Source organism: Chryseobacterium sp. CFS2, from assembly GCF_036543225.1.
Lineage (GTDB): Bacteria > Bacteroidota > Bacteroidia > Flavobacteriales > Weeksellaceae > Chryseobacterium > Chryseobacterium culicis_A.
This window is the reverse complement of the sequence record NZ_JAZHQU010000002.1, coordinates 88,772-108,153: the sequence shown is the minus strand read 5'-3', so window position 1 is coordinate 108,153 and position 19,382 is coordinate 88,772. Positions and strand designations below refer to the sequence as shown.

17 protein-coding genes are annotated in these 19,382 nt (G+C 36.8%); 12 read left to right on the top strand and 5 right to left on the bottom strand.

Features of this window, described 5'->3' with window-relative positions:
* Together ODR02_RS03930 and ODR02_RS03925 are read left to right on the top strand one after the other, a co-directional pair.
* On the top strand, window positions 1-1,116 hold the full coding sequence (locus ODR02_RS03930; protein ID WP_209786181.1) for an efflux RND transporter periplasmic adaptor subunit: 1,116 nt from the start codon (window positions 1-3) through the stop codon (window positions 1,114-1,116).
* The gene (locus ODR02_RS03925; RefSeq protein ID WP_309511663.1) at window positions 1,116-4,214 is read left to right on the top strand and encodes an efflux RND transporter permease subunit; all 3,099 of its coding nucleotides are present in this window, start codon (window positions 1,116-1,118) and stop codon (window positions 4,212-4,214) included. The genes ODR02_RS03930 and ODR02_RS03925 overlap by 1 nt, the downstream gene beginning before the upstream one ends.
* Window positions 4,215-4,274: 60 nt before the next feature.
* Here ODR02_RS03925 and ODR02_RS03920 read toward each other — a convergent pair whose 3' ends face one another.
* Window positions 4,275-5,030: a DUF5995 family protein gene (locus tag ODR02_RS03920; RefSeq protein ID WP_309511662.1), complete on the bottom strand. Its 756-nt coding sequence runs from the start codon at window positions 5,028-5,030 to the stop codon at window positions 4,275-4,277.
* Window positions 5,031-5,171: 141 nt separating this feature from the next.
* On the opposite strand from ODR02_RS03920, the gene ODR02_RS03915 reads away from it, so the two are divergent.
* Window positions 5,172-6,572: an MAC/perforin domain-containing protein gene (locus tag ODR02_RS03915; RefSeq protein WP_309511661.1), complete on the top strand. Its 1,401-nt coding sequence runs from the start codon at window positions 5,172-5,174 to the stop codon at window positions 6,570-6,572.
* Between the two features lie 64 nt (window positions 6,573-6,636).
* On the opposite strand, the gene ODR02_RS03910 is transcribed toward ODR02_RS03915, so the two are convergent.
* Window positions 6,637-6,870: a hypothetical protein gene (locus ODR02_RS03910; protein ID WP_209786177.1), complete on the bottom strand. Its 234-nt coding sequence runs from the start codon at window positions 6,868-6,870 to the stop codon at window positions 6,637-6,639.
* Between the two features lie 260 nt (window positions 6,871-7,130).
* Between ODR02_RS03910 and ODR02_RS03905 the strand changes: the two genes are divergently transcribed.
* A complete protein-coding gene (locus ODR02_RS03905; RefSeq protein ID WP_156121331.1) occupies window positions 7,131-7,298 on the top strand; it encodes a bacteriocin-like protein in 168 nt (55 codons plus the stop codon).
* A gap of 34 nt (window positions 7,299-7,332) precedes the next feature.
* Here the strand turns inward: ODR02_RS03905 and ODR02_RS03900 are convergent, their stop codons facing one another.
* The 3 genes from ODR02_RS03900 to ODR02_RS03890 all read right to left on the bottom strand — a co-directional run bounded on the left by ODR02_RS03900 (window position 7,333) and on the right by ODR02_RS03890 (window position 9,679).
* Window positions 7,333-7,803, bottom strand: coding sequence for a YciI family protein (locus ODR02_RS03900; RefSeq protein WP_209786176.1), 471 nt, complete (start codon window positions 7,801-7,803; stop codon window positions 7,333-7,335).
* Window positions 7,804-7,927: 124 nt separating this feature from the next.
* Window positions 7,928-9,106 (bottom strand): nicotinate phosphoribosyltransferase, encoded by a 1,179-nt coding sequence (gene pncB / locus ODR02_RS03895; RefSeq protein ID WP_209786175.1) that lies wholly within the window; start codon window positions 9,104-9,106, stop codon window positions 7,928-7,930.
* A gap of 96 nt (window positions 9,107-9,202) precedes the next feature.
* Window positions 9,203-9,679, bottom strand: coding sequence for a Dps family protein (locus ODR02_RS03890; RefSeq protein ID WP_309511660.1), 477 nt, complete (start codon window positions 9,677-9,679; stop codon window positions 9,203-9,205).
* Between the two features lie 457 nt (window positions 9,680-10,136).
* Between ODR02_RS03890 and rpsL the strand changes: the two genes are divergently transcribed.
* From rpsL to ODR02_RS03850, 8 genes are all read left to right on the top strand, one after another.
* Window positions 10,137-10,550, top strand: coding sequence for a 30S ribosomal protein S12 (rpsL, locus tag ODR02_RS03885; RefSeq protein ID WP_002983146.1), 414 nt, complete (start codon window positions 10,137-10,139; stop codon window positions 10,548-10,550).
* 23 nt (window positions 10,551-10,573) lie between these two features.
* Complete coding sequence (rpsG, locus tag ODR02_RS03880) at window positions 10,574-11,050, top strand: 30S ribosomal protein S7 (RefSeq protein ID WP_034694654.1); 477 nt, start codon at window positions 10,574-10,576, stop codon at window positions 11,048-11,050.
* 6 nt (window positions 11,051-11,056) lie between these two features.
* Window positions 11,057-13,174, top strand: coding sequence for an elongation factor G (gene fusA / locus ODR02_RS03875; RefSeq protein ID WP_105683319.1), 2,118 nt, complete (start codon window positions 11,057-11,059; stop codon window positions 13,172-13,174).
* A 16-nt stretch (window positions 13,175-13,190) separates the two neighbouring features.
* Window positions 13,191-13,496: a 30S ribosomal protein S10 gene (gene rpsJ, locus ODR02_RS03870; protein WP_002661363.1), complete on the top strand. Its 306-nt coding sequence runs from the start codon at window positions 13,191-13,193 to the stop codon at window positions 13,494-13,496.
* A 324-nt stretch (window positions 13,497-13,820) separates the two neighbouring features.
* Complete coding sequence (locus ODR02_RS03865) at window positions 13,821-15,992, top strand: TonB-dependent siderophore receptor (RefSeq protein WP_309511659.1); 2,172 nt, start codon at window positions 13,821-13,823, stop codon at window positions 15,990-15,992.
* Window positions 15,993-16,006: 14 nt separating this feature from the next.
* Window positions 16,007-16,294 (top strand): hypothetical protein, encoded by a 288-nt coding sequence (locus ODR02_RS03860; RefSeq protein ID WP_209786173.1) that lies wholly within the window; start codon window positions 16,007-16,009, stop codon window positions 16,292-16,294.
* Between the two features lie 135 nt (window positions 16,295-16,429).
* On the top strand, window positions 16,430-16,918 hold the full coding sequence (locus tag ODR02_RS03855; RefSeq protein ID WP_309511658.1) for a low affinity iron permease family protein: 489 nt from the start codon (window positions 16,430-16,432) through the stop codon (window positions 16,916-16,918).
* Between the two features lie 152 nt (window positions 16,919-17,070).
* A complete protein-coding gene (locus ODR02_RS03850) occupies window positions 17,071-19,323 on the top strand; it encodes a zinc-dependent metalloprotease (protein WP_309511657.1) in 2,253 nt (750 codons plus the stop codon).
* Window positions 19,324-19,382: the final 59 nt, after the last annotated feature.

Genomic DNA, 19,382 nt, shown 5'->3' with positions numbered 1-19,382 from the left:
ATGAACAAAAATATTACCCAATACATTGCTGCAGCTTATCTGTCTGCTCTCATGATCTTTACAGGCTGCGCCGGAAAAGAAGAAAATAAAGAAGCCGATAAAGCTTACTGCATCAGCAAAGAACTTAAAAAAGATATTAAGCTGGTTAAAGCAGAAATGCTTCCCATAGAAGAAAGTATCACCCTTACCGGAGAGGTGGAAAGTAATTCAGATAAAACGGTTCCTTTTGTAAGTCTTGTGGACGGAGTGGTGATTGATACCTATTTCTCTCTTGGCGATTATGTGAAAAAGGGACAAACCCTGGCAAGTGTAAAAAGTACGGCTGTGAATGAAATGCAGGATGATACCCAAACTTTACAGGCACAGTTGGCAGTAGCCAAAAGAAAGCTGTCTTCTGTAGAAGCCATGTATAAAGATGATATTGCTTCACAGAAAGATTTACAGGAAGCCCGTTCGGAAGTTGCCATTTTGCAATCTAATATTTCCAAAACACAGAAAAATATGCAGCTGTATTCAGCAGGAGGAAATACCATTCAGATAAAAGCTCCGGCAGACGGATATGTTATTTCAAAGAATATTGCTAAAGGAATGCCTGTTACTGCTGGTGGAGATCAGCTGTTTACGATTTCCAATCTGGATAAAGTCTGGGTCATGGCTAATGTATACGCAACCAATATGAGACATGTTTATGTAGATCAGCCCGTAGTGGTAAAAACACTGGCCTATCCGGATGACAGCTTTTCAGGAAAGATCAATAATATTTCCCAGGTTTTCAACGAAAATGAAAGGGTTCTCAAAGCCAAGATCATTATGGATAATAATGGAATGAAGCTAAGACCCGGAATGTCTGCAGATGTTGTATTACCCGTTAACTCACAAAACAAAAGTGCATTGGCTATTCCTGCAAAAGCTTTGATTTTTGATAACAACCAAAGTTATGTAGTGGTTTACAAAAAGGACTGTGAACTGGAAATAAGACCTGTGACGGAAATAGCTTCCAACAGTCAGTATATTTATGTAGAAGGAAATTTGAAACCGGGTGAAAATGTGATTGCTTCCAACGGATTGCTGATTTATGAAAACCTGAAAAACCAATTAAATAACTCCACGAAGTAATGCGAAAATTTGTACAGAATATAGTTTCCTTCTCTTTAAAAAACTCATTGATTGTTCTTCTGGGAACTTTCCTATTGCTGGCCGGAGGAATCTATTCTTATTTACATACCCCCATTGAAGCATTTCCGGATGTTACCAATACCAGAGTAAGAGTCATTACCCAATGGCCTGGAAGAAGTGCTGAAGAAATAGAAAAATTTGTCACCATACCTATTTCCAAGGAAATGAATGCTATTCCGAATAAAACTTCGGTACGGTCTATTTCCCTATTTGGATTATCAGTGGTGACTGTTATTTTTGATGATCATGTCAATGATTTTTATGCACAGCAGTATGCTTCCAATAAACTAGGAAATGTAGAACTTCCTGGCGGAGCAGAATATAGTATTGAACCTCCGTCCGGAGCTACCGGTGAAATTTACCGGTATATTATCAAGAGTAAACTTCCCATCAAAGAAGTGACGGCAATCCAGGATTGGGTGGTAGAAAGAGAATTACTTGCGGTTCCCGGTGTTGCTGATGTGGTAAGCTTTGGAGGTGAAGAAAAAACATATGAAATAAAAATTAATCCTACGGAATTACACAATTACGACCTTTCCCCCCTGGATGTGTATGAAGCAGTTTCGAAGAGTAATATTAATGTAGGAGGAGATGTAGTGGCAAAAGGTGATCAGGCTTATGTAGTGCGGGGGATTGGTCTTTTGGAGAAAAAAGAAGATATTGAGAATATTCAGATTGAGGTAAAAGGTTCTACTCCTATTTTGGTAAAGCATGTTGCTGAAGTAAAAATTTCGGCAAAACCAAGATTAGGACAGGTAGGATACAACAAAGAAAATGATGTTGTAGAAGGAATTGTCATCATGCTTCGTGGTGAAAATCCAAGTGAAGTGATTGCGAAACTGAAAGATAGAATAGAGCAGTTGAACGGAGGAGAACTTCCCGGTGATGTTCAGATTGTTCCGATCATTGACCGTACAGAATTGGTAAATACTACTGTTCATACTGTTTCCAAAAACCTTATTGAAGGAGTTATTCTGGTTTCCATCATTGTATTTATATTCCTCTACAACTGGAGAACAACTTTCATTGTAGCATCGGTAATTCCTTTGGCTTTCTTATTTGCAATTATTATGTTGAAAATTCAGGGACTTCCGGCAAACCTGATTTCCATGGGAGCACTGGATTTCGGACTGCTTCTGGAAGGAACGCTGGTCATTGTTGAACATGTCTTTGTCGCCCTCGAACTTAAAGCCAAGAAGATAGGGCTGAAAAGATTCAACAAAATTTCAAAACTGGGAATTATTAAGAAAAGTGCCGGAAGTGTAGCAAGTTATATTTTCTTCGCCCTGTTGATTCTTATCGTTGCCCTGATGCCGATTTTCTCTTTCCAGAAAGTGGAAGGAAAAATGTTCTCACCGTTAGCATTTACGCTTGGATATGCGTTGTTAGGATCATTGATCTTAAGCTTAACCTACGTTCCGGCAATGTGTAAACTGTTACTGACTAAAAATATTGAAGAGAAAGAAAACTTTATCTCGAGATTTTTCAGAGTTAATATCTACAGAATCTATGAGTTCAGTGACCGTCACAAAAAAGGATTCATGATTGGCTTTGTTGCTTTACTTGCCATTTGTGGATGGAGATTTTCAAATTACGGATCCGAATTTTTACCAAAACTGAACGAAGGAGCCATCTACGTGAGAGCAACTCTTCCCAACAGTGTCAACTTGGATGAGTCTGTAAGATTGACCAAAGAGATGAAGGAGATTCTCATGAAATATGATGAAGTGAAATTTGTCATGACCCAGACAGGCCGTCCCAATGACGGAACAGATCCCACCGGATTTTTTAATATTGAATTCAACATTCAGCTGAAGCCGGAAAACGAATGGAAGAAAAAAATATCCAAAGAAGAACTCCTTGAAGAAATGAGAGTCTCTCTTGAAAAGTATCCTGGTATCAACTTTGGATTCAGCCAGCCAATACAGGATAATGTGGAAGAATATGTTGCAGGAGTAAAAGCTCCGCTGGTCATTAAAATTTTCGGGAATGATCTTTTCGAACTTGAAAATTATGCCAATAAAGTAGCCAATTCCATCAGAACAGTTCCGGGAATATCCGATGTGAATGTTTTTAAAAATATTGGATTGCCGGAATTGAGAATACAGCTTCATGATTCTAAAATGGCCAAGTATGGAGTTTCCACAGCAGATGCACAGGCAGTCATCGAAATGACGATTGGCGGACAGGCTGCCACTAAATTTTATGAAGAAGAAAGAATGTTTGATGTCATGCTGAGATTTGAAAAAGATTACAGAGATACTCCTGAAAAGATGGGGAATATTCTCATCCCGACTCAGGATAATAAAAAAGTTCCGTTGAAAGAAATTGCAACGATTGATTATCATACAGGACCATCATTTATTTACCGTGAAGGAAACAGCAGATACATCGGAGTTGGATTTAATATTGAAGGCCGTGACCTGGGAAGTACCATCAAAGAAGCAAAAGCAAAAGTAGACAAAGAAGTAAAACTTCCGAAAAACCATAAAATGACCTGGGCCGGAGAATTTGAAAGCAAAGAAAGAGCTGCAAAACAGCTGGCAATGGTAGTACCGATTTCTTTAGTTCTTATTCTGATGCTGTTGTACTTCAACTTTGGAAACATAAAAGATACGCTGATTTCATCCATTACACTGGCATTTGCGTTTATCGGAGGATTTTTATCCCTTTGGTTTACGGGAACCATCTTTGGAATTTCAGCGGGAATCGGGTTCATTATCCTTTTTGGTGTTGCAACGATAGATGGTATCGTCCTGATTGGAGTGATGAAAGAAAATCTCCAAAACAGAATGTCTCTCAAAGAATCCATTGCAGAAGGAGTGAAGAGTAGAATCCGCCCAGTGGTGATGATTGCCCTGATGGGATCTATGGGACTTCTTCCCGCAGCGATGTCAAACGGAATGGGCTCAGAAATTCAGAAACCTTTAGCCATTATGATTGTTGGAGGATTGATTGTCTGTATGCTGCTGTCCTTTACAATACTGCCTATTATTTTCCATTATGCTTATCGTAAAAAGCATAAAGGAGCAATATAGTTTCTTTTATTTTGTTCATTATGAGGCCGGGATCCGTGAGGAAGATCCCGGCCTTTTTTGTTAAGTATTTTTTGTAGACTCTAAAATCTCAATATTTTTCACCACATCACTGCTTTCACATTTTTTAAGTTCTTTTAAAAGGGTGGGAGTGAGGATCTTTGGGTTCAGAATTTGTGTAGCGACTTTTGCTGTTGCATAATCTACAATACCGGTTACAGATTCTCTTAAGAAAATTGGAGTATTGCATGCAATGACTGCTGTTGCCCATGAGGTGTCTCGTGCTTTGGAAATTGCAAAATCAAGTACCACATTATCCTTTCCGTTAGAGAGTTGGTCAATAAGGTCTACGGGATAACAGATTTTGTTTAAAGACTCCTGCACGTTCTGATTAATAAAAGCAATGACATTATTAATATTTTCAAAATCTTTTTTCAAAGGATTTATTTTCCGGTAAGGCATTATCGTCGCTGCAGAAATACCCAGATCCAGATTGATGTGAGCATTCATACCCAAAAATATATGCTGCAAAATCAAAAGATTTTTGTTTTTAGCGGCGTCAAATGCAATGTACCATGAATTGGTGCATCTTTTTCCTTTGCTGTAGCTTTCCCATGCCTGAAGGTATCTCTGTGCAAAAGCAATGTCGAGCAATGTCATTCTAGGATTGTCTTCAAACTTTTTTTGCTGGATTCCTTTCAGAACCTGGGCTGTCATGATTCGGTAGGTACAGGCAAAATATCCTGCCGGACTTTGATTTTCTTTACACCAGATAATGATTTCATCCAGTTTTTTCAGAACTTCCTCAATGGTTTTCATGGTAGATTTTTATTTAAAGATATTGAGAAATTATTAGTACAGTATAATATTGCATATTTTTTAATTAATTCCCTTATATATGATTTATGTCATTTTGGCTTTGGGTACAAAGAAGTAAGTTTACAGACTTAAAATAAAAATATGAAAAAACTAAGTTTCTTGTTTGCCAGTATTATATTACTGTTTGCAGCTTCTTGCTCTACTGATGAGCTGGAAAATCCTAACCTAAATGAAAACTCAAAAAAAAATTCAGGGAGAAATTTTGCTAAAAGCGCTGGTGATGGTATCTATGATGTTTTAGGATACGGTTATAATGCCACGGGGGAATATGCTAATTCTAACGCTGCAGGATATCAGGTGATTGATATTGAGAAATTTAAAAACGAACAGGCAGGTAGATTGATCACTGATAATGTATTCTCTCAGGAATACCTTGAAGAGTATGGGGAAAATGCAGAAGCTTATTCAAAAATGGTCTCTACCAAAGTAGGAGCTTCAGCTGGATTCTCTTTATTTAAAAAACTTATTTCGGTTACTTTTAGTTCTGCGGTTAGCAACACTACTACCAACAAATTTGATGCAAAGTACATTTATGGAAGTTATAATCTTTTAATTAAGCAAAGAAGATTTAGATTTAATGCTACTCCTGTCTTATTATCTGATTATTTGACACCGGAGTTTTCCAGTGATTTACAGAATAATAGCCCTGCGCAGATTGTAAACGATTATGGAACCCACGTTGCCATTGATATTTATACCGGAGCTAAGTTAGATGTTATGTTTCAATCTGAAACCACCAATCAAAGCCGTGAAAAAGCAGCCAGAGTGGGAGTTAAAGTTGGGGTAAAGAGTATTTTTGATGCCAATGTTGATAATGACATCGATACTTCAGAATCCAGTAAAAACTTTTCTAGAAAATTATCCTTTAAAACCAGAGGTGGAGATCCATCGAAGAGTTTGGTGGGAGAGCTAAACCTTGACCAGGCAAATCCTAAAATTAATATTTCAAGCTGGCAAAACAGCTCAACACCAGCTAATGCAGTGTTGGTAGAATTTGGAAGCAATGGTTTGATCCCTCTTTATGAATTTATTAAAGATCCTGTAAAGAAAGCTCAGTTAAAAGCTTATATAGATCAATATTTAATTGATAATCAGGTGAGACTGGATTATACCAATACTGCAAACCTCGTGAATGGTAATTTTGTTAGAAATCCTGCTACCAACCAGATATTTTTTATGTTTGAAAACAAACTTAGATATATTCAAAGTCCTATGACTCTTTACGGATTGTTTAATATTACCAGTGGTGAAATCGCGACTGTGAGTCCAAGTAATTTGTCAACAGTAGAGCGCGGGGCGGATTTAACACCTGATAATGATCTTAAACAGGATAATTATACCAATAAGATATATATGAGGGAAGGTAATACTTTAAGATATATTCCTAATATTGGTGTCTATAATAAATATCGATTTAATAATAATGCAGTTAAAAAGATAAACGGTACCAATGGTTATATCATCGGCAGCGATATTTTTTAAGGTAAAATTATAATTGTAAAAAAAAGAGACTGTCAGAAAACAGTCTCTTTTTTAATTTATCAGATTACGGGGTGATGGTAATCGGATCTGGAAAAGGTTCAAGAACCAATGGTTTGCACATGGCTGCCGGTTGACAGGTTCCTCCCATACATATAAAATTAGTCATAGTAGTGGTGCCGTCAGGACATCTGATCATGCCTTCACCGTGGCATCCTCCGGGACATTCTGCAGGATAAAGAGTTCCTCCGAATACATTTTTCAAATCTGTTCTTAAAAGTTTTGTTAAGTTCTTTTTCATGGTTTAATTTTTAATTATGATATTGGTTTATCACTTATTTACAGTGAGTTATGTAAGTTATATTGCTTTTGAGCTAAAATAATTAAATTAATTCATTGTGACAAGATGTATTTCTTAAAATAATTGTTTTTTTAATGATAATGATCTGAAATTCAGAATTTTTTAAAAATAAACCGTATATTTAATTCCATATAAAGAGAAATAAAAAGAGGAATCCGAAAATCTTCAAGAGTAGGAAACTAAATTAAACTAAATTAATCATGAAAAATCTAAAAAGCTTAAACAGAAAAGAGTTAAAAACTGTTTTGGGTGGTGCGGCATTAGCTTGTGAGGCACCCGTAGATGGAGGTTGTCCGGCAGGATACATATTCTGCAGTAATCCTTATTGCTGTTATCCCCCAAGAAAACCGTATATCTGTTTTGATTAATAAAAAATCCCTCAATTGAGGGATTTCTTGTTTATTAAGGATTTTCTTTTGCAACTTCATCATGATGTTTAAGATACAAAGGCAGGGCAGCAGAACCGTACCAGGGGAATATTTCATAACTGAAAACACCAGCCTGAACTGCAGGATCTGTTTTTACCCATTGTTCGGCTTCTTCTTTAGATTTGGTATTGAAAATAAACATACCGCGGTAGTTTTCTTTATTCTTTTCGAGGAAAGGTCCGGCGACAACAATTTTACCTTCATCAGCCAGTTTCCCGATATTGGTCATGTGACCTTTCATGAGTTCGCCCATTTTGGCTTTATCTTCAATCTTAGCGGTACCTGTTGTCAGCATGACAATAGTATAGGGTTTCATTCCATATTTGTCAGCCCCTAAAGATGTAGCCAGTTCCTGATTGTATTTAGGTTTATCTGCTTTCTTTTCCTGAGCAATAGATAATGCTGATAGGAGGAGACCTACGATGAGTAAAGTTCTTGATTTCATCTTGTTTTATTTTGATAAATATAATAAAATCTTAAAGATTTCTGAATTGAATTTCAAATGAAGGCATGATACAAAAAAACCTCGATGGATACGAGGTTTATCTTATTGTTCAGATGAGTTTATTTTAATCTTTTATTCTTAAAAATTCTTTCGCCAGTTCAATCATCTTTGGATCGCCTGTATATTTACCATGTTCGTCAGAAAGTTTTACGGTAGGAATCCATTCTTTATTGGGAGCCTGTACACCGATGAGTTTCATCACAATGTTCATTGGTTTTAATCCCACATCATTGGTAAGGTTGGTTCCGATTCCGAATGAGATCCCAATTTTCCCTCTGCAGTAATTGGTGATTTCTTCTACTTTTTCAAGATTTAATGCATCAGAAAAAATAATATATTTAAACATAGGATTGATGCCATTTCTTTGATAGTGTGCAATGGTTTTGTCTGCAAATTCTAAAGCATCACCACTGTCATGACGCACCCCGTCAAAAAGTTTTGCAAATTTTTTGTCAAACTGCTGGAAGAAAACATCAGTAGTATAAGTATCAGACAGGGCTACTCCAAGATCACCTCTGTAAACATCTACCCAATGTTCCAGTGCCATTTCATTGGCCATTTTGAATCCATATTCAGCAGCATGGAACATAAACCATTCGTGTGCGTGTGTTCCGATAGGTTTTACGCCATACTTCATAGCAAAATGAACATTTGAACTTCCTATAAAGGTAGACTCTTTTTTCTGGGTCAAAGCTTCCATCACCAGATTCTGTACCTTATAAGAATGTCTTCTTCTGGTTCCAAATTCTGCAAATGTTACTCCAAGTCTGCCTAGTGAATCTGCTTTTTCTATCGTCTTGCTCATTACGACCTCATTAGAATCTCTTTCCATGTGGTTCATTTCATAATGCAGCTCGCTGATCAGTGCAAGCAATGGAACTTCCCAAAGGATGGTTCTGTACCAAAGACCTTCCACCGTAACAGAAAGATCGCCTCCTTCCTGATGTATTTTTACTTCGGATGGATCATAATGATACCCTTCTAAAAAATCAAGATAAGGAAGATCTATATAAGGACAGGTTCTCGCCATGAACTTTTTTTCGTCTTTCGTAAGTTTAAGTTCAGCCATCTTATTAACGGCCTCTCTTAAAGCTGCATCAAATCCATCCGGAAAGTGGTGTTTTCCCCTGTTGATAAATTCATATTTTACAATAGAACCCGGGAATAGTTTTACCACTGCATTCTGCATGGTTATTTTATAGAAATCATTATCGAGAATAGAATTTAATCTTACGCCGTTCATAATATGTGTAATTTTAACGCAAATATAAAAATAAAAAATAAAAATCGCCTAAATGTAAGGCGATTTTTTTGAAATATTTCCATGCTTTTGATGGAGTTATTTTCCAAGATAAGAATTGTACATCCAAACTTCTTTCTCCTGTTCCGTAATATAGTCGCTCATCTGAGAGTTGGTACCTTCATCTCCAGCTTTATCTGTAATGTCTAAAAGTTCTCTCTGGAGATCAATGACTACTTTAAATGAATTAAGAATCTGCTCAACACTTTTAGTACCGTCTGTCACTTCTTTACTTTCTTTAATGGTTGCCACCTTTAAATAATCAGAATAATTATGTGCAGGAGTAGCTCCCAGGGTAAGAATTCTTTCTGCGATTTCATCAATCTTTAAAACCAGACTGTTATACAATTCTTCAAACTTTGGGTGAAGGATGAAGAACTGTTCTCCTTTAATATTCCAGTGAGAACCTCTGGTGTTCTGATAGAATACAGAATAGTTCGCTAACAGTACATTTAATTTTTCTGAAATGTTTTTGCAGTCGGCTTCTTTAAGGCCAATAATACTTGCGTTTTTCATATGTATATATTTATTTTTTTATGGTCGTATACAATCACAGCTTCTATTAAGTGTAGGAAGAAGCTTTGTGGATGTGATAGATCGTTTATTATTTTGTGTACTTCAAATTTACGAAATATCGTGCCGAACACCTCTGATTATTAATAGATGATAACTATAAGAAAGTTTTTAAATATAGTTTGGATATATCGGAGAAGGAGTCCGGAATCTGTTTACAATGAAAAATTTTATACATCATCTTTAAAAAGATAAATTTCATAATTATTTAATATCCATTTTTAAAGCTCCGGAATATAAATTTTTCTGTCTCTTTTCCGCATGTAGATTGTACTTCCATAATGGTACTTATGAAATGTGATTGATTTGGGATGTAAGTATTTGATTTTAATTTTTATATAAGTATTTGCAGATTAAAAAAATATTACTATTTTTGCACCCTAAAATAAAAAGCAATTAAATGCCTACTATTCAACAATTAGTAAGAAAAGGAAGAGCCACGCTTGCCAAGAAGAGCAAATCGGCTGCCCTTGATTCTTGTCCACAAAGACGTGGAGTATGTACGAGAGTATATACTACTACACCTAAGAAACCTAACTCTGCACTTAGAAAAGTAGCAAGGGTAAGACTTTCAAACGGTAAAGAAGTTAACGCCTATATCCCGGGCGAAGGACATAATCTTCAAGAGCACTCGATAGTATTGGTTAGAGGCGGAAGGGTGAAAGACCTACCGGGAGTACGTTACCACATCGTAAGAGGTGCATTAGACACCGCTGGTGTAAATGGAAGAACTCAGAGAAGATCTAAGTACGGAGCTAAGAGACCTAAACCAGGACAAGCAGCTGCTGCTCCTGCAAAAGGAAAGAAAAAATAATCATTAAATAAGGTACAAAAGCAATGAGAAAGACAAAAGCGAAAAAAAGACCGTTGTTACCAGATCCGAAATTTAATGATCAATTGGTAACGAGATTCGTAAACAACTTAATGCTAGACGGTAAGAAGTCTATCGCATTCAAAATTTTCTATGATGCATTAGAGATCGTAGAAACTAAAAAAGGAGATAACGAAAAAACTGCACTTGAAATCTGGAAAGATGCACTTACAAATGTAATGCCTCACGTAGAAGTACGTTCTAGAAGAGTAGGTGGAGCTAACTTCCAAATCCCTATGCCAATCAGAGCTGATAGAAAAATTTCTATGGCAATGAAATGGTTAATCAAATATTCTAAAGCTAGAAATGATAAGTCTATGGCTTTGAAATTAGCTAACGAAGTTGTAGCTGCTTCAAGAGAAGAAGGTGCTGCTTTCAAAAAGAAATCTGATACTCACAAAATGGCGGAAGCTAACAAGGCTTTCTCACACTTCAAATTCTAATCTGAAATGGGAAGAGATCTTAAATTTACAAGAAATATTGGTATCGCTGCTCACATTGATGCAGGTAAGACTACCACTACAGAAAGGATTCTATTCTACACAGGGGTAAACCACAAAATTGGAGAAGTTCACGATGGTGCTTCTACAATGGACTGGATGGAGCAGGAAGCAGAAAGAGGTATTACTATTACTTCTGCAGCTACCACTTGTTCTTGGAACTTTCCAACAGATCAAGGAAAACCTGTTGCTGATACTAAACCTTACCACTTCAACATCATTGATACACCGGGACACGTTGACTTCACAGTAGAGGTAAACAGATCTTTAAGAGTATTGGATGGATTGGTATTCTTATTCTCTGCAGTAGATGGAGTAGAGCCTCAGTCTGAAACAAACTGGAGACTTGCTGACAACTACAAAGTTGCAAGAATGGGATTTGTAAACAAAATGGACAGACAAGGTGCTGACTTCCTTAACGTGGTAAACCAGGTTAAAGAAATGTTAGGATCTAACGCAGTTCCAATCGTTTTACCAATCGGTGCTGAAGAAGATTTCAAAGGTGTTGTTGACTTAATTAAAAACAGAGCGATCATCTGGGATGAAGCAGGACAAGGAGCTACTTTCGAAGTAGTGCCAATTCCTGAAGACATGAAAGATGAAGTTCTTGAATACAGAGAGAAATTAGTAGAAGCTGTTTCTGAATATGACGAAACTTTGATGGAGAAATTCTTCGAAGATCCGGATTCAATTACAGAAGAAGAAATTAATGCTGCATTGAGAGCTGCTACTATCGATTTATCTATTATCCCAATGACTTGTGGTTCTTCATTCAAGAATAAAGGAGTACAGTTTATGTTGGATGCAGTATGTAAATACTTGCCTTCTCCATTGGATAAAGATGATATCAAAGGTACTGACCCAAGAACAGATGCTGAAATTACAAGAAAGCCATCTGTAGATGAGCCTTTCTCTGCTCTAGCATTTAAGATTGCTACTGACCCGTTCGTGGGAAGATTAGCATTCTTCAGAGCATACTCTGGAAGACTGGATGCTGGTTCTTATATCTTGAACACTCGTTCAGGAGATAAAGAAAGAATCTCTAGAATCTATCAGATGCACGCTAACAAGCAAAACCCAGTAGAATATATTGAAGCTGGTGATATTGGTGCAGCGGTAGGATTCAAGTCTATCAAAACTGGTGATACAATGTGTGACGAGAAAAACCCAATCGTTCTTGAATCGATGGTTTTCCCTGATCCGGTAATTGGTATTGCTGTTGAGCCTAAAACTAAAGCTGACCAGGATAAAATGGGTAACGCTCTAGCTAAATTGGCTGAAGAAGATCCAACGTTTACGGTTAGAACTGACGAAGCTTCTGGACAAACGATTATCTCTGGTATGGGTGAGCTTCACTTAGATATCATTGTTGACCGTATGAAGAGAGAGTTTAAAGTTGAAGTAAACCAAGGACAACCTCAGGTAGAGTACAAAGAAAACTTAACAAAAGTTGCTCAACACAGAGAAGTTTACAAAAAACAATCTGGTGGTAAAGGTAAATTTGCTGACATTGTATTTGAACTAGGACCTGCAGAAGAAGGTAAAATTGGTTTAGAATTCATCAATGAGATCAAAGGTGGTAACGTTCCTAGAGAATTTGTTCCTGCAATTGAAAAAGGCTTTAAAGCTGCAATGAAAAACGGTCCTTTGGCTGGTTTCGAAGTTGAAGGTATTAAAGTTATTCTTAAAGACGGATCTTTCCACGCGGTGGATTCTGATGCTCTTTCATTTGAAATGGCTGCTAAATTAGGATTTAAAGAAGCGGGACGTGCTGCTAAGCCAGTAATTATGGAGCCTATTATGAAACTGGAAGTTGTAACTCCGGAAGAATATATGGGTAACATCATTGGTGACCTTAACAAAAGAAGAGGTACTATCAGTGGTCAGGAAGAGAAAAACGGTGCTGTTGTAATCAAAGGTTCTGTTCCACTTTCTGAAATGTTTGGATATGTAACTACTCTAAGAACACTTTCATCAGGAAGAGCTACTTCTTCTATGGAATTAGAGAAGTACCAAGCTACTCCACAAAACGTTGCTGAAGAAATCATAGCTAAAGCAAAAGGTTAATTTTTAAATTAAAGAAATGTCACAAAGAATCAGAATAAAACTAAAATCTTACGATTACAACTTGGTAGACAAGTCTGCTGAGAAAATCGTAAAAACGGTAAAGGCTACTGGTGCTGTTGTAAACGGTCCAATTCCATTGCCAACGAATAAGAGAATCTTCACAGTATTGAGATCTCCGCACGTAAACAAGAAAGCAAGAGAGCAGTTCCAACTTTCAGCTCACAAGAGACTAATGGATATCTACTCTTCTTCTTCTAAAACTGTTGATGCTCTAATGAAATTAGAACTTCCTTCAGGTGTAGACGTTGAAATTAAAGTGTGATAAATGCATACTTTGCAATGATTATACAAATCCGTTCCTTTTTAGGGACGGATTTTTTTTAGCGATTACTTAACGGAATTAAAACGATCAAAAGCAGATTGTAAAACCATCAAATCTGCTTTTTTTTGCATTGTACTTTCTATAACCATAAAAGGCGTTGGAGAAATAACCTTTAATGATGTTATGAATCTGTTTGGAGATTATAATGGGTCTTAGGATAAGATTAATGATCTGATATTAATACTTCTTTTTCAGGTGACATATGTCACTCTTGTTTATTTATTTAGAATGAATAAAAATAATAATTTTGCAAAAAATTATCAGATGAATAAAGTAGTATCCTTTTCTCTGCTTGTGTTAGGTGGGGTTTTTGTAAATGCACAGAAAGTTAATGATTCTATTAAAAAGTCGAAGGAAATTGACGAAGTAGAATTATTCGGTGAAAGAAAAAAGCAACCACAAGGTTTGGAGACAATCACAAGATTGCCATTAAAAACCAGAGATCAGATTCAGAGTATTTCAGTAATCTCCCATAAAGTAATTGAGGATCTAGGAGGGTTAACGGTTACAGACGTTGCAAAGAATGTTCCTGGAGTAACTCAATTCGGTAGCTACGGCGGAACCAGAGAAAGTATGTCTATCAGAGGATACAGAGGAGTTCCGGTTTTAAAGAACGGGGTTCAGATGGATTCTGATTTCCGTACTGCAGGAATGCTTACTGATATGCAGGGAATAGAAAGTATTCAGATAATTAAAGGATCTGCGGCTGTTACACAGGGAATAGGTGACGGTTTAGGTTCTGCAGGTGGAGTGATTAATGTGGTCACTAAAGTTCCTAAATTTATCAATCAGACTAATGTTGGCTTCAGATACGGTAGCTGGGATTTCTATAGACCAACAGTTGACTTCCAGAGAGTATTAGATTCTCAGGGGAAAGTTGCTGTCAGACTAAACGCAGCGTACCAAAATAATAATAGCTTCAGAAGATTTATTAATACAGAGCGTATTTACGTAAATCCATCCATTGCCATCCGTCCGGACGATAAAACTGAGATTGTGGTGGAAATGGATTATATGCATAACAATACAACACCGGATAGAGGAACTGTAAACCTTGCCAAAGGAGATACTGAGGCAATATATAAAATGCCGGGAAGAAAATTCCTTGGATTTTCTACAGATAAGGCAAAGACTGAAACATTCAACTTCTCAACAACGGTTACACGAAAGCTGACTGAGAAATTGAAATTAAGGGCGGCTTATATGAGCTCATCTTATCAGACTGAAATTGTAGGTGCAGCGCTGGCTCCTTTAAAGAGAGATAATCCCACAGAGTTCCGTAACAGAACATTAACCCGATCTGATAGAGAGGATTTAAATAAAGTATTTCAGTTCGATTTTATTGGAGCCGATGTCATGACAGGATTCATGAAACATACTTTTCAGGTAGGTTTTGACTGGAAAGAATCTAATGTTACAACCACTTCGTATAAAGCTAAAGATGTTGACCAGATCAATGTCCTGAATGAAATCAACAATATTCTTCCTGCGGGAGTTAATATAGACTTATCAACGGCTAATGCTATTAACACAGTAGCACCTACAATGGGGCTAATGGCACAGGATGTCATTACTTTTAATAAGTATATTAAAGCTCATTTAGGAGTTCGTTACAGCAGACTCATTGGCTCAGATAAAGAAAAAGACTACGCATGGAATCCTTCACTGGGGATTATGATTTCTCCGATTGAAAATATGAACATATTTGGTTCCTATACAAGCACTACTGCGTTGAGAAGTTCCAATAATGTATTGTTCAACGGAGGGACTGTAGGAGCATCTACTACAAAACAATGGGAGGCTGGAATTAAATCAGACTGGCTGAATGAAAGATTAAGATTTAATGTAACGCTTTTTGATATCAAGACAGATAATTTATCATATGAACTTCTTGATGGCGGAAATCCTACCGGAAAATATGCCCTTGCCGGTAACTTAAAAAGACAGGGTGTTGAAGTTGAATTGATAGGTAAAATTCTTCCCAACCTACAAGTGATGACGGGATGGGCTTATGTGGATGCACAATATGAAGACAGCCCTTCATTTGTGAATGGTTCAGCACCTATTAATACGCCTAAGCATTCTGCTAATGCGTGGCTGAATTATAAATTCGATACAGGGATGTTAACAGGCCTTGACGTAGGAGCCGGAATCTATTTTGTTGGACAAAGACCAGTAGATGACTATAAACAACAATATACCAATACAGAAAATGGCCATGTGAATGGAACTCAGCCAGGAGAAAAACCTTTCTTCATGCCGCAATATACTACGGTAGATGCCCAGATAGGATATTCCTTCAAAAATGGATTAGGATTAAGAGGATTCTTCAATAACATCTTTGATTCAGTAGGATATAATTCTTATTTCAGAGGTGGATACATTGATCAGATTCAGCCTAGAAACTTTGCTGTACAGGTAAACTATAAATTCTAAATCAAAAAAATATAATGAAAATTACCAAAACAGTATTCTTAGTATTGATTGCCACAGCTGGTTTAGCTTCATGTTCCGAAGAACATTTGTCTGAAGAAGAACTGAAAACAGCAAGAGAAAATATTGAAAAACATTATAAAAATCCTACAAGTATGTATTCTTGGGGTAACATTTCACCCTGGAAGGAGCATTGGAATAATACATATTATCCAAAAGTTTTTTCACCTCCTCACATCGGTAAAAGCATGATAGCAGAAGAAAAACAAAACCTTGAAAATCGTTTTTCAGGAAAAATCAAATAATATATTTCAAACATTCATATCAATTTTAATTAGAAAACATTAAGACAGTAGTATTGTCTTAATGTTTTTGTTTGTATTTATGACTCCTGATTCCTGTTAATTTTATACATTTAATCACTCTATAAAATGACAATCATGGAAAAAAAGAACCATAGTTTTTTTGAAAAATTTTCAAACTGGGCTGTAAAATTTACAGGAAGTCCATATGCTTTTATGGGCGCTTTTCTTATTGTAGTAATATGGGCAGTTTCCGGACCTTTTTTCGATTATTCTGAAACCTGGCAGCTTGTCATCAATACCGGAACAACAATCATTACCTTCCTGATGGTATTTCTGATTCAGAAAGCTCAGAACAAAGATTCCAAAGCCATACAGATCAAACTGAATGAACTCATTGCCGCTCATGAAAAAGCAAGCAACCGTATTGTAGATATTGAAGACCTTACAGAAGCAGAACTTGATCAGCTCCACATCTATTATGAAAAACTGGGGCAGCTTGCCAAAAAAGATGCCGATATTCATACATCTCATTCCATAGATGCGGCACAAAGAAACCAGGATTACAAATATGAATTCTTCAAAAGAAAACATGAAGAATGGCTGCAAAAGCGGGAACAAAAATAGAATTGATTAAAAATTTTCTTAATATTTTAAATATTGTGGTTTATTTTTAATTTTTTAATGGGTGTTATGGTGGTTTTCGGGCTTGTTTTTGATTTTTCATCTGATTTTTAGTATTTTTTTTGATAAATATCTACATTTATTGAAAAAAATATATGAAAACAAAATTATTTTGCTTGCCAGTATTGTTGTTCGCAATATCAGCAAATGCACAATGGAGCAGAGGGTTGCCTCAACAGAAAATAATAAAAAAGAGTGATCGTTCTGTTTACTACCAGCTTGATATTGACCAGATAAGAACGCAGTTGCTAAGAGCTCCTAAAATAGGTGAAGGTTCTCCCATCACTATCAATATTCCTACTCTTGATGGAAAAATAGAAAAATTTACAGTCAACAGTTTTCCCGTTATGGATGAAGCTTTGGCTAATAAATACCAGTTGGGCTCTTATGTAGGGATTGGAACTGATGATCCAACCAAATACATCCGGTTCAGCGTTGCTCCCAATGATTTCCAGTCTATGATTATTGGTGCCGACGGGCAATATGAATTTATAGAACCTGCAACGTCTGATAAGTCTTATTATTCCGTTCATGGGAAGACTAATAAGAACGGACATGCATTTGTGTGTAATACAAAAGAAGATAAAGAAGCTGTTGCCAGAATGCAGAAGCTTATGAACTCCGGATCTACAGCAAAATCAAATAATAAAACATTCCATACCCTTAGACTGGCAATGTCTGTAACAGGGGAATATACTGCTTTCTTTGGAGGGGCAGCAGGTGCTCTTACCCAAATAAATGCTACCTTATCAAGAGTGAATGGTGTACTTGAAAAAGAATTTAATGTACATGTTAATGCGATTAATGCTCCCAACCTGATATTTACGGATGCTGCCAATGATCCTTATAGCGAGTCCAGTCTTATGTGCAAATGGAATAATGAATTGATGAATACATTACATGGAGGAGCATACGGTGTTACAGATGCAGATTTTGATATAGGACATTTATTTGGAGCAACAGGTGGCGGTGGAAGTGCCGGTTGCATCGGTTGTATCGGAAGTAATGATACCTCTACAAGTATTGATCCTAATTGTCAAAACTCACCTTCTCCAGGCAATTATAAAGGAAGTGGATATACTTCCCCTGGAATAGATTATTACGCTGGTGGAACATGGAACCAAAACAGTACCGCTCAATTACCACCAAGTGGAGACGCTTTTGATATTGATTTTGTAGCGCATGAAATCGGACATCAATTGGGAGATTCCCATACATACAGTTTCTACGAAAATTTTCTGAATCAGGAAGTAGAACCAGGTTCAGGGTCTACCATCATGGGATATGCCGGAATTACAGGTCCAAATACAGATGTACAAAAGCATTCCGATGTGTATTTTCATAATGTAAGTATTGAGCAGGTACAGACCAATCTTGCTTCTGTAACAGCAGATATTGAAACTCCGATTACCAATAACCCACCTGTGGTTACAGCAATGCCTACTACTTATACCATTCCGAAATCTACAGCATTTGTGTTAACAGCATCAGCTACAGATCCGGATGGAGATGCACTGACCTATTGCTGGGAACAGGTAAATCCAAGTAGTTTAGGCAATGGAGTAACCAAAAATAATATTGGAAATACAAGTTCAGGAGCGAATTTCAGATCCTGGGCACCTACTGCAAGTCCTACAAGATATTTTCCAAAACTGGCTACCGTGCTTGGCGGTGCTGTAAAAAATACAACAGATTTTGAAGCTGCCAGTACAGTAGCAAGAACAACAAACTTCCGGGTAACGGTAAGAGATAATAAACCGGGAGGACAGGCTCAGACTGCTTATGCTACACAGACTGTCGTTGTAGGGAATGCGGCTGCGTTTACCGTTAATACAACATCACTGACTCCTAATGCAAACTCTACTATTGCATGGACGGTTTCCGGAACTACAGCTTCTCCGTATAATGTAGCGAATGTTAAAATTGATTATACAGAAGATGGTGGAGTAACCTGGAGTGATCTGGCAGCATCAGTACCAAATAACGGATCGGCAAGTGTTTTCATTCCTGCATCTTTAGCCGGAAAAACAATTCACCTGAGAGTTTCTGCAATCGGAAATGTTTTCTACGCAGCGAAGCAGGCTACTGTATCCAGTCTATTGGCTGTTTCTGAAGCTGGAAGTACCAAATCTGTTAAGATTTATCCGAACCCGGTAGAAGATGTATTGAATGTCATGAATGTTTCTTCAAACGCTTCTTATGAAATTTTCAATGCTCCGGGACAGGTGATTGCAAAAGGAACCATAGGAGAGGGTAAAATTAATGTAAGAACACTGGTTAAAGGAATCTACTTTATTACAATCAATAATAAAGAAGAGAAGAGCACCACTAAATTTGTGAAAAAATAATACGGTAAAAATACCAAAATAAAAACCTCTGATCACTCAGAGGTTTTTTTATGGAAGAT

Coding starts and splice junctions, on each gene's coding strand:
- ODR02_RS03930 (WP_209786181.1), top strand. CDS start 1: ATGAACAAAAATATTACCCAATACATTGCTGCAGCTTATCTGTCTGCT.
- ODR02_RS03925 (WP_309511663.1), top strand. CDS start 1,116: ATGCGAAAATTTGTACAGAATATAGTTTCCTTCTCTTTAAAAAACTCA.
- ODR02_RS03920 (WP_309511662.1), bottom strand. CDS start 5,030: ATGAAAACCATTGAGGAAGTTCTGAAAAAACTGGATGAAATCATTATC.
- ODR02_RS03915 (WP_309511661.1), top strand. CDS start 5,172: ATGAAAAAACTAAGTTTCTTGTTTGCCAGTATTATATTACTGTTTGCA.
- ODR02_RS03910 (WP_209786177.1), bottom strand. CDS start 6,870: ATGAAAAAGAACTTAACAAAACTTTTAAGAACAGATTTGAAAAATGTA.
- ODR02_RS03905 (WP_156121331.1), top strand. CDS start 7,131: ATGAAAAATCTAAAAAGCTTAAACAGAAAAGAGTTAAAAACTGTTTTG.
- ODR02_RS03900 (WP_209786176.1), bottom strand. CDS start 7,803: ATGAAATCAAGAACTTTACTCATCGTAGGTCTCCTCCTATCAGCATTA.
- pncB (WP_209786175.1), bottom strand. CDS start 9,106: ATGAACGGCGTAAGATTAAATTCTATTCTCGATAATGATTTCTATAAA.
- ODR02_RS03890 (WP_309511660.1), bottom strand. CDS start 9,679: ATGAAAAACGCAAGTATTATTGGCCTTAAAGAAGCCGACTGCAAAAAC.
- rpsL (WP_002983146.1), top strand. CDS start 10,137: ATGCCTACTATTCAACAATTAGTAAGAAAAGGAAGAGCCACGCTTGCC.
- rpsG (WP_034694654.1), top strand. CDS start 10,574: ATGAGAAAGACAAAAGCGAAAAAAAGACCGTTGTTACCAGATCCGAAA.
- fusA (WP_105683319.1), top strand. CDS start 11,057: ATGGGAAGAGATCTTAAATTTACAAGAAATATTGGTATCGCTGCTCAC.
- rpsJ (WP_002661363.1), top strand. CDS start 13,191: ATGTCACAAAGAATCAGAATAAAACTAAAATCTTACGATTACAACTTG.
- ODR02_RS03865 (WP_309511659.1), top strand. CDS start 13,821: ATGAATAAAGTAGTATCCTTTTCTCTGCTTGTGTTAGGTGGGGTTTTT.
- ODR02_RS03860 (WP_209786173.1), top strand. CDS start 16,007: ATGAAAATTACCAAAACAGTATTCTTAGTATTGATTGCCACAGCTGGT.
- ODR02_RS03855 (WP_309511658.1), top strand. CDS start 16,430: ATGGAAAAAAAGAACCATAGTTTTTTTGAAAAATTTTCAAACTGGGCT.
- ODR02_RS03850 (WP_309511657.1), top strand. CDS start 17,071: ATGAAAACAAAATTATTTTGCTTGCCAGTATTGTTGTTCGCAATATCA.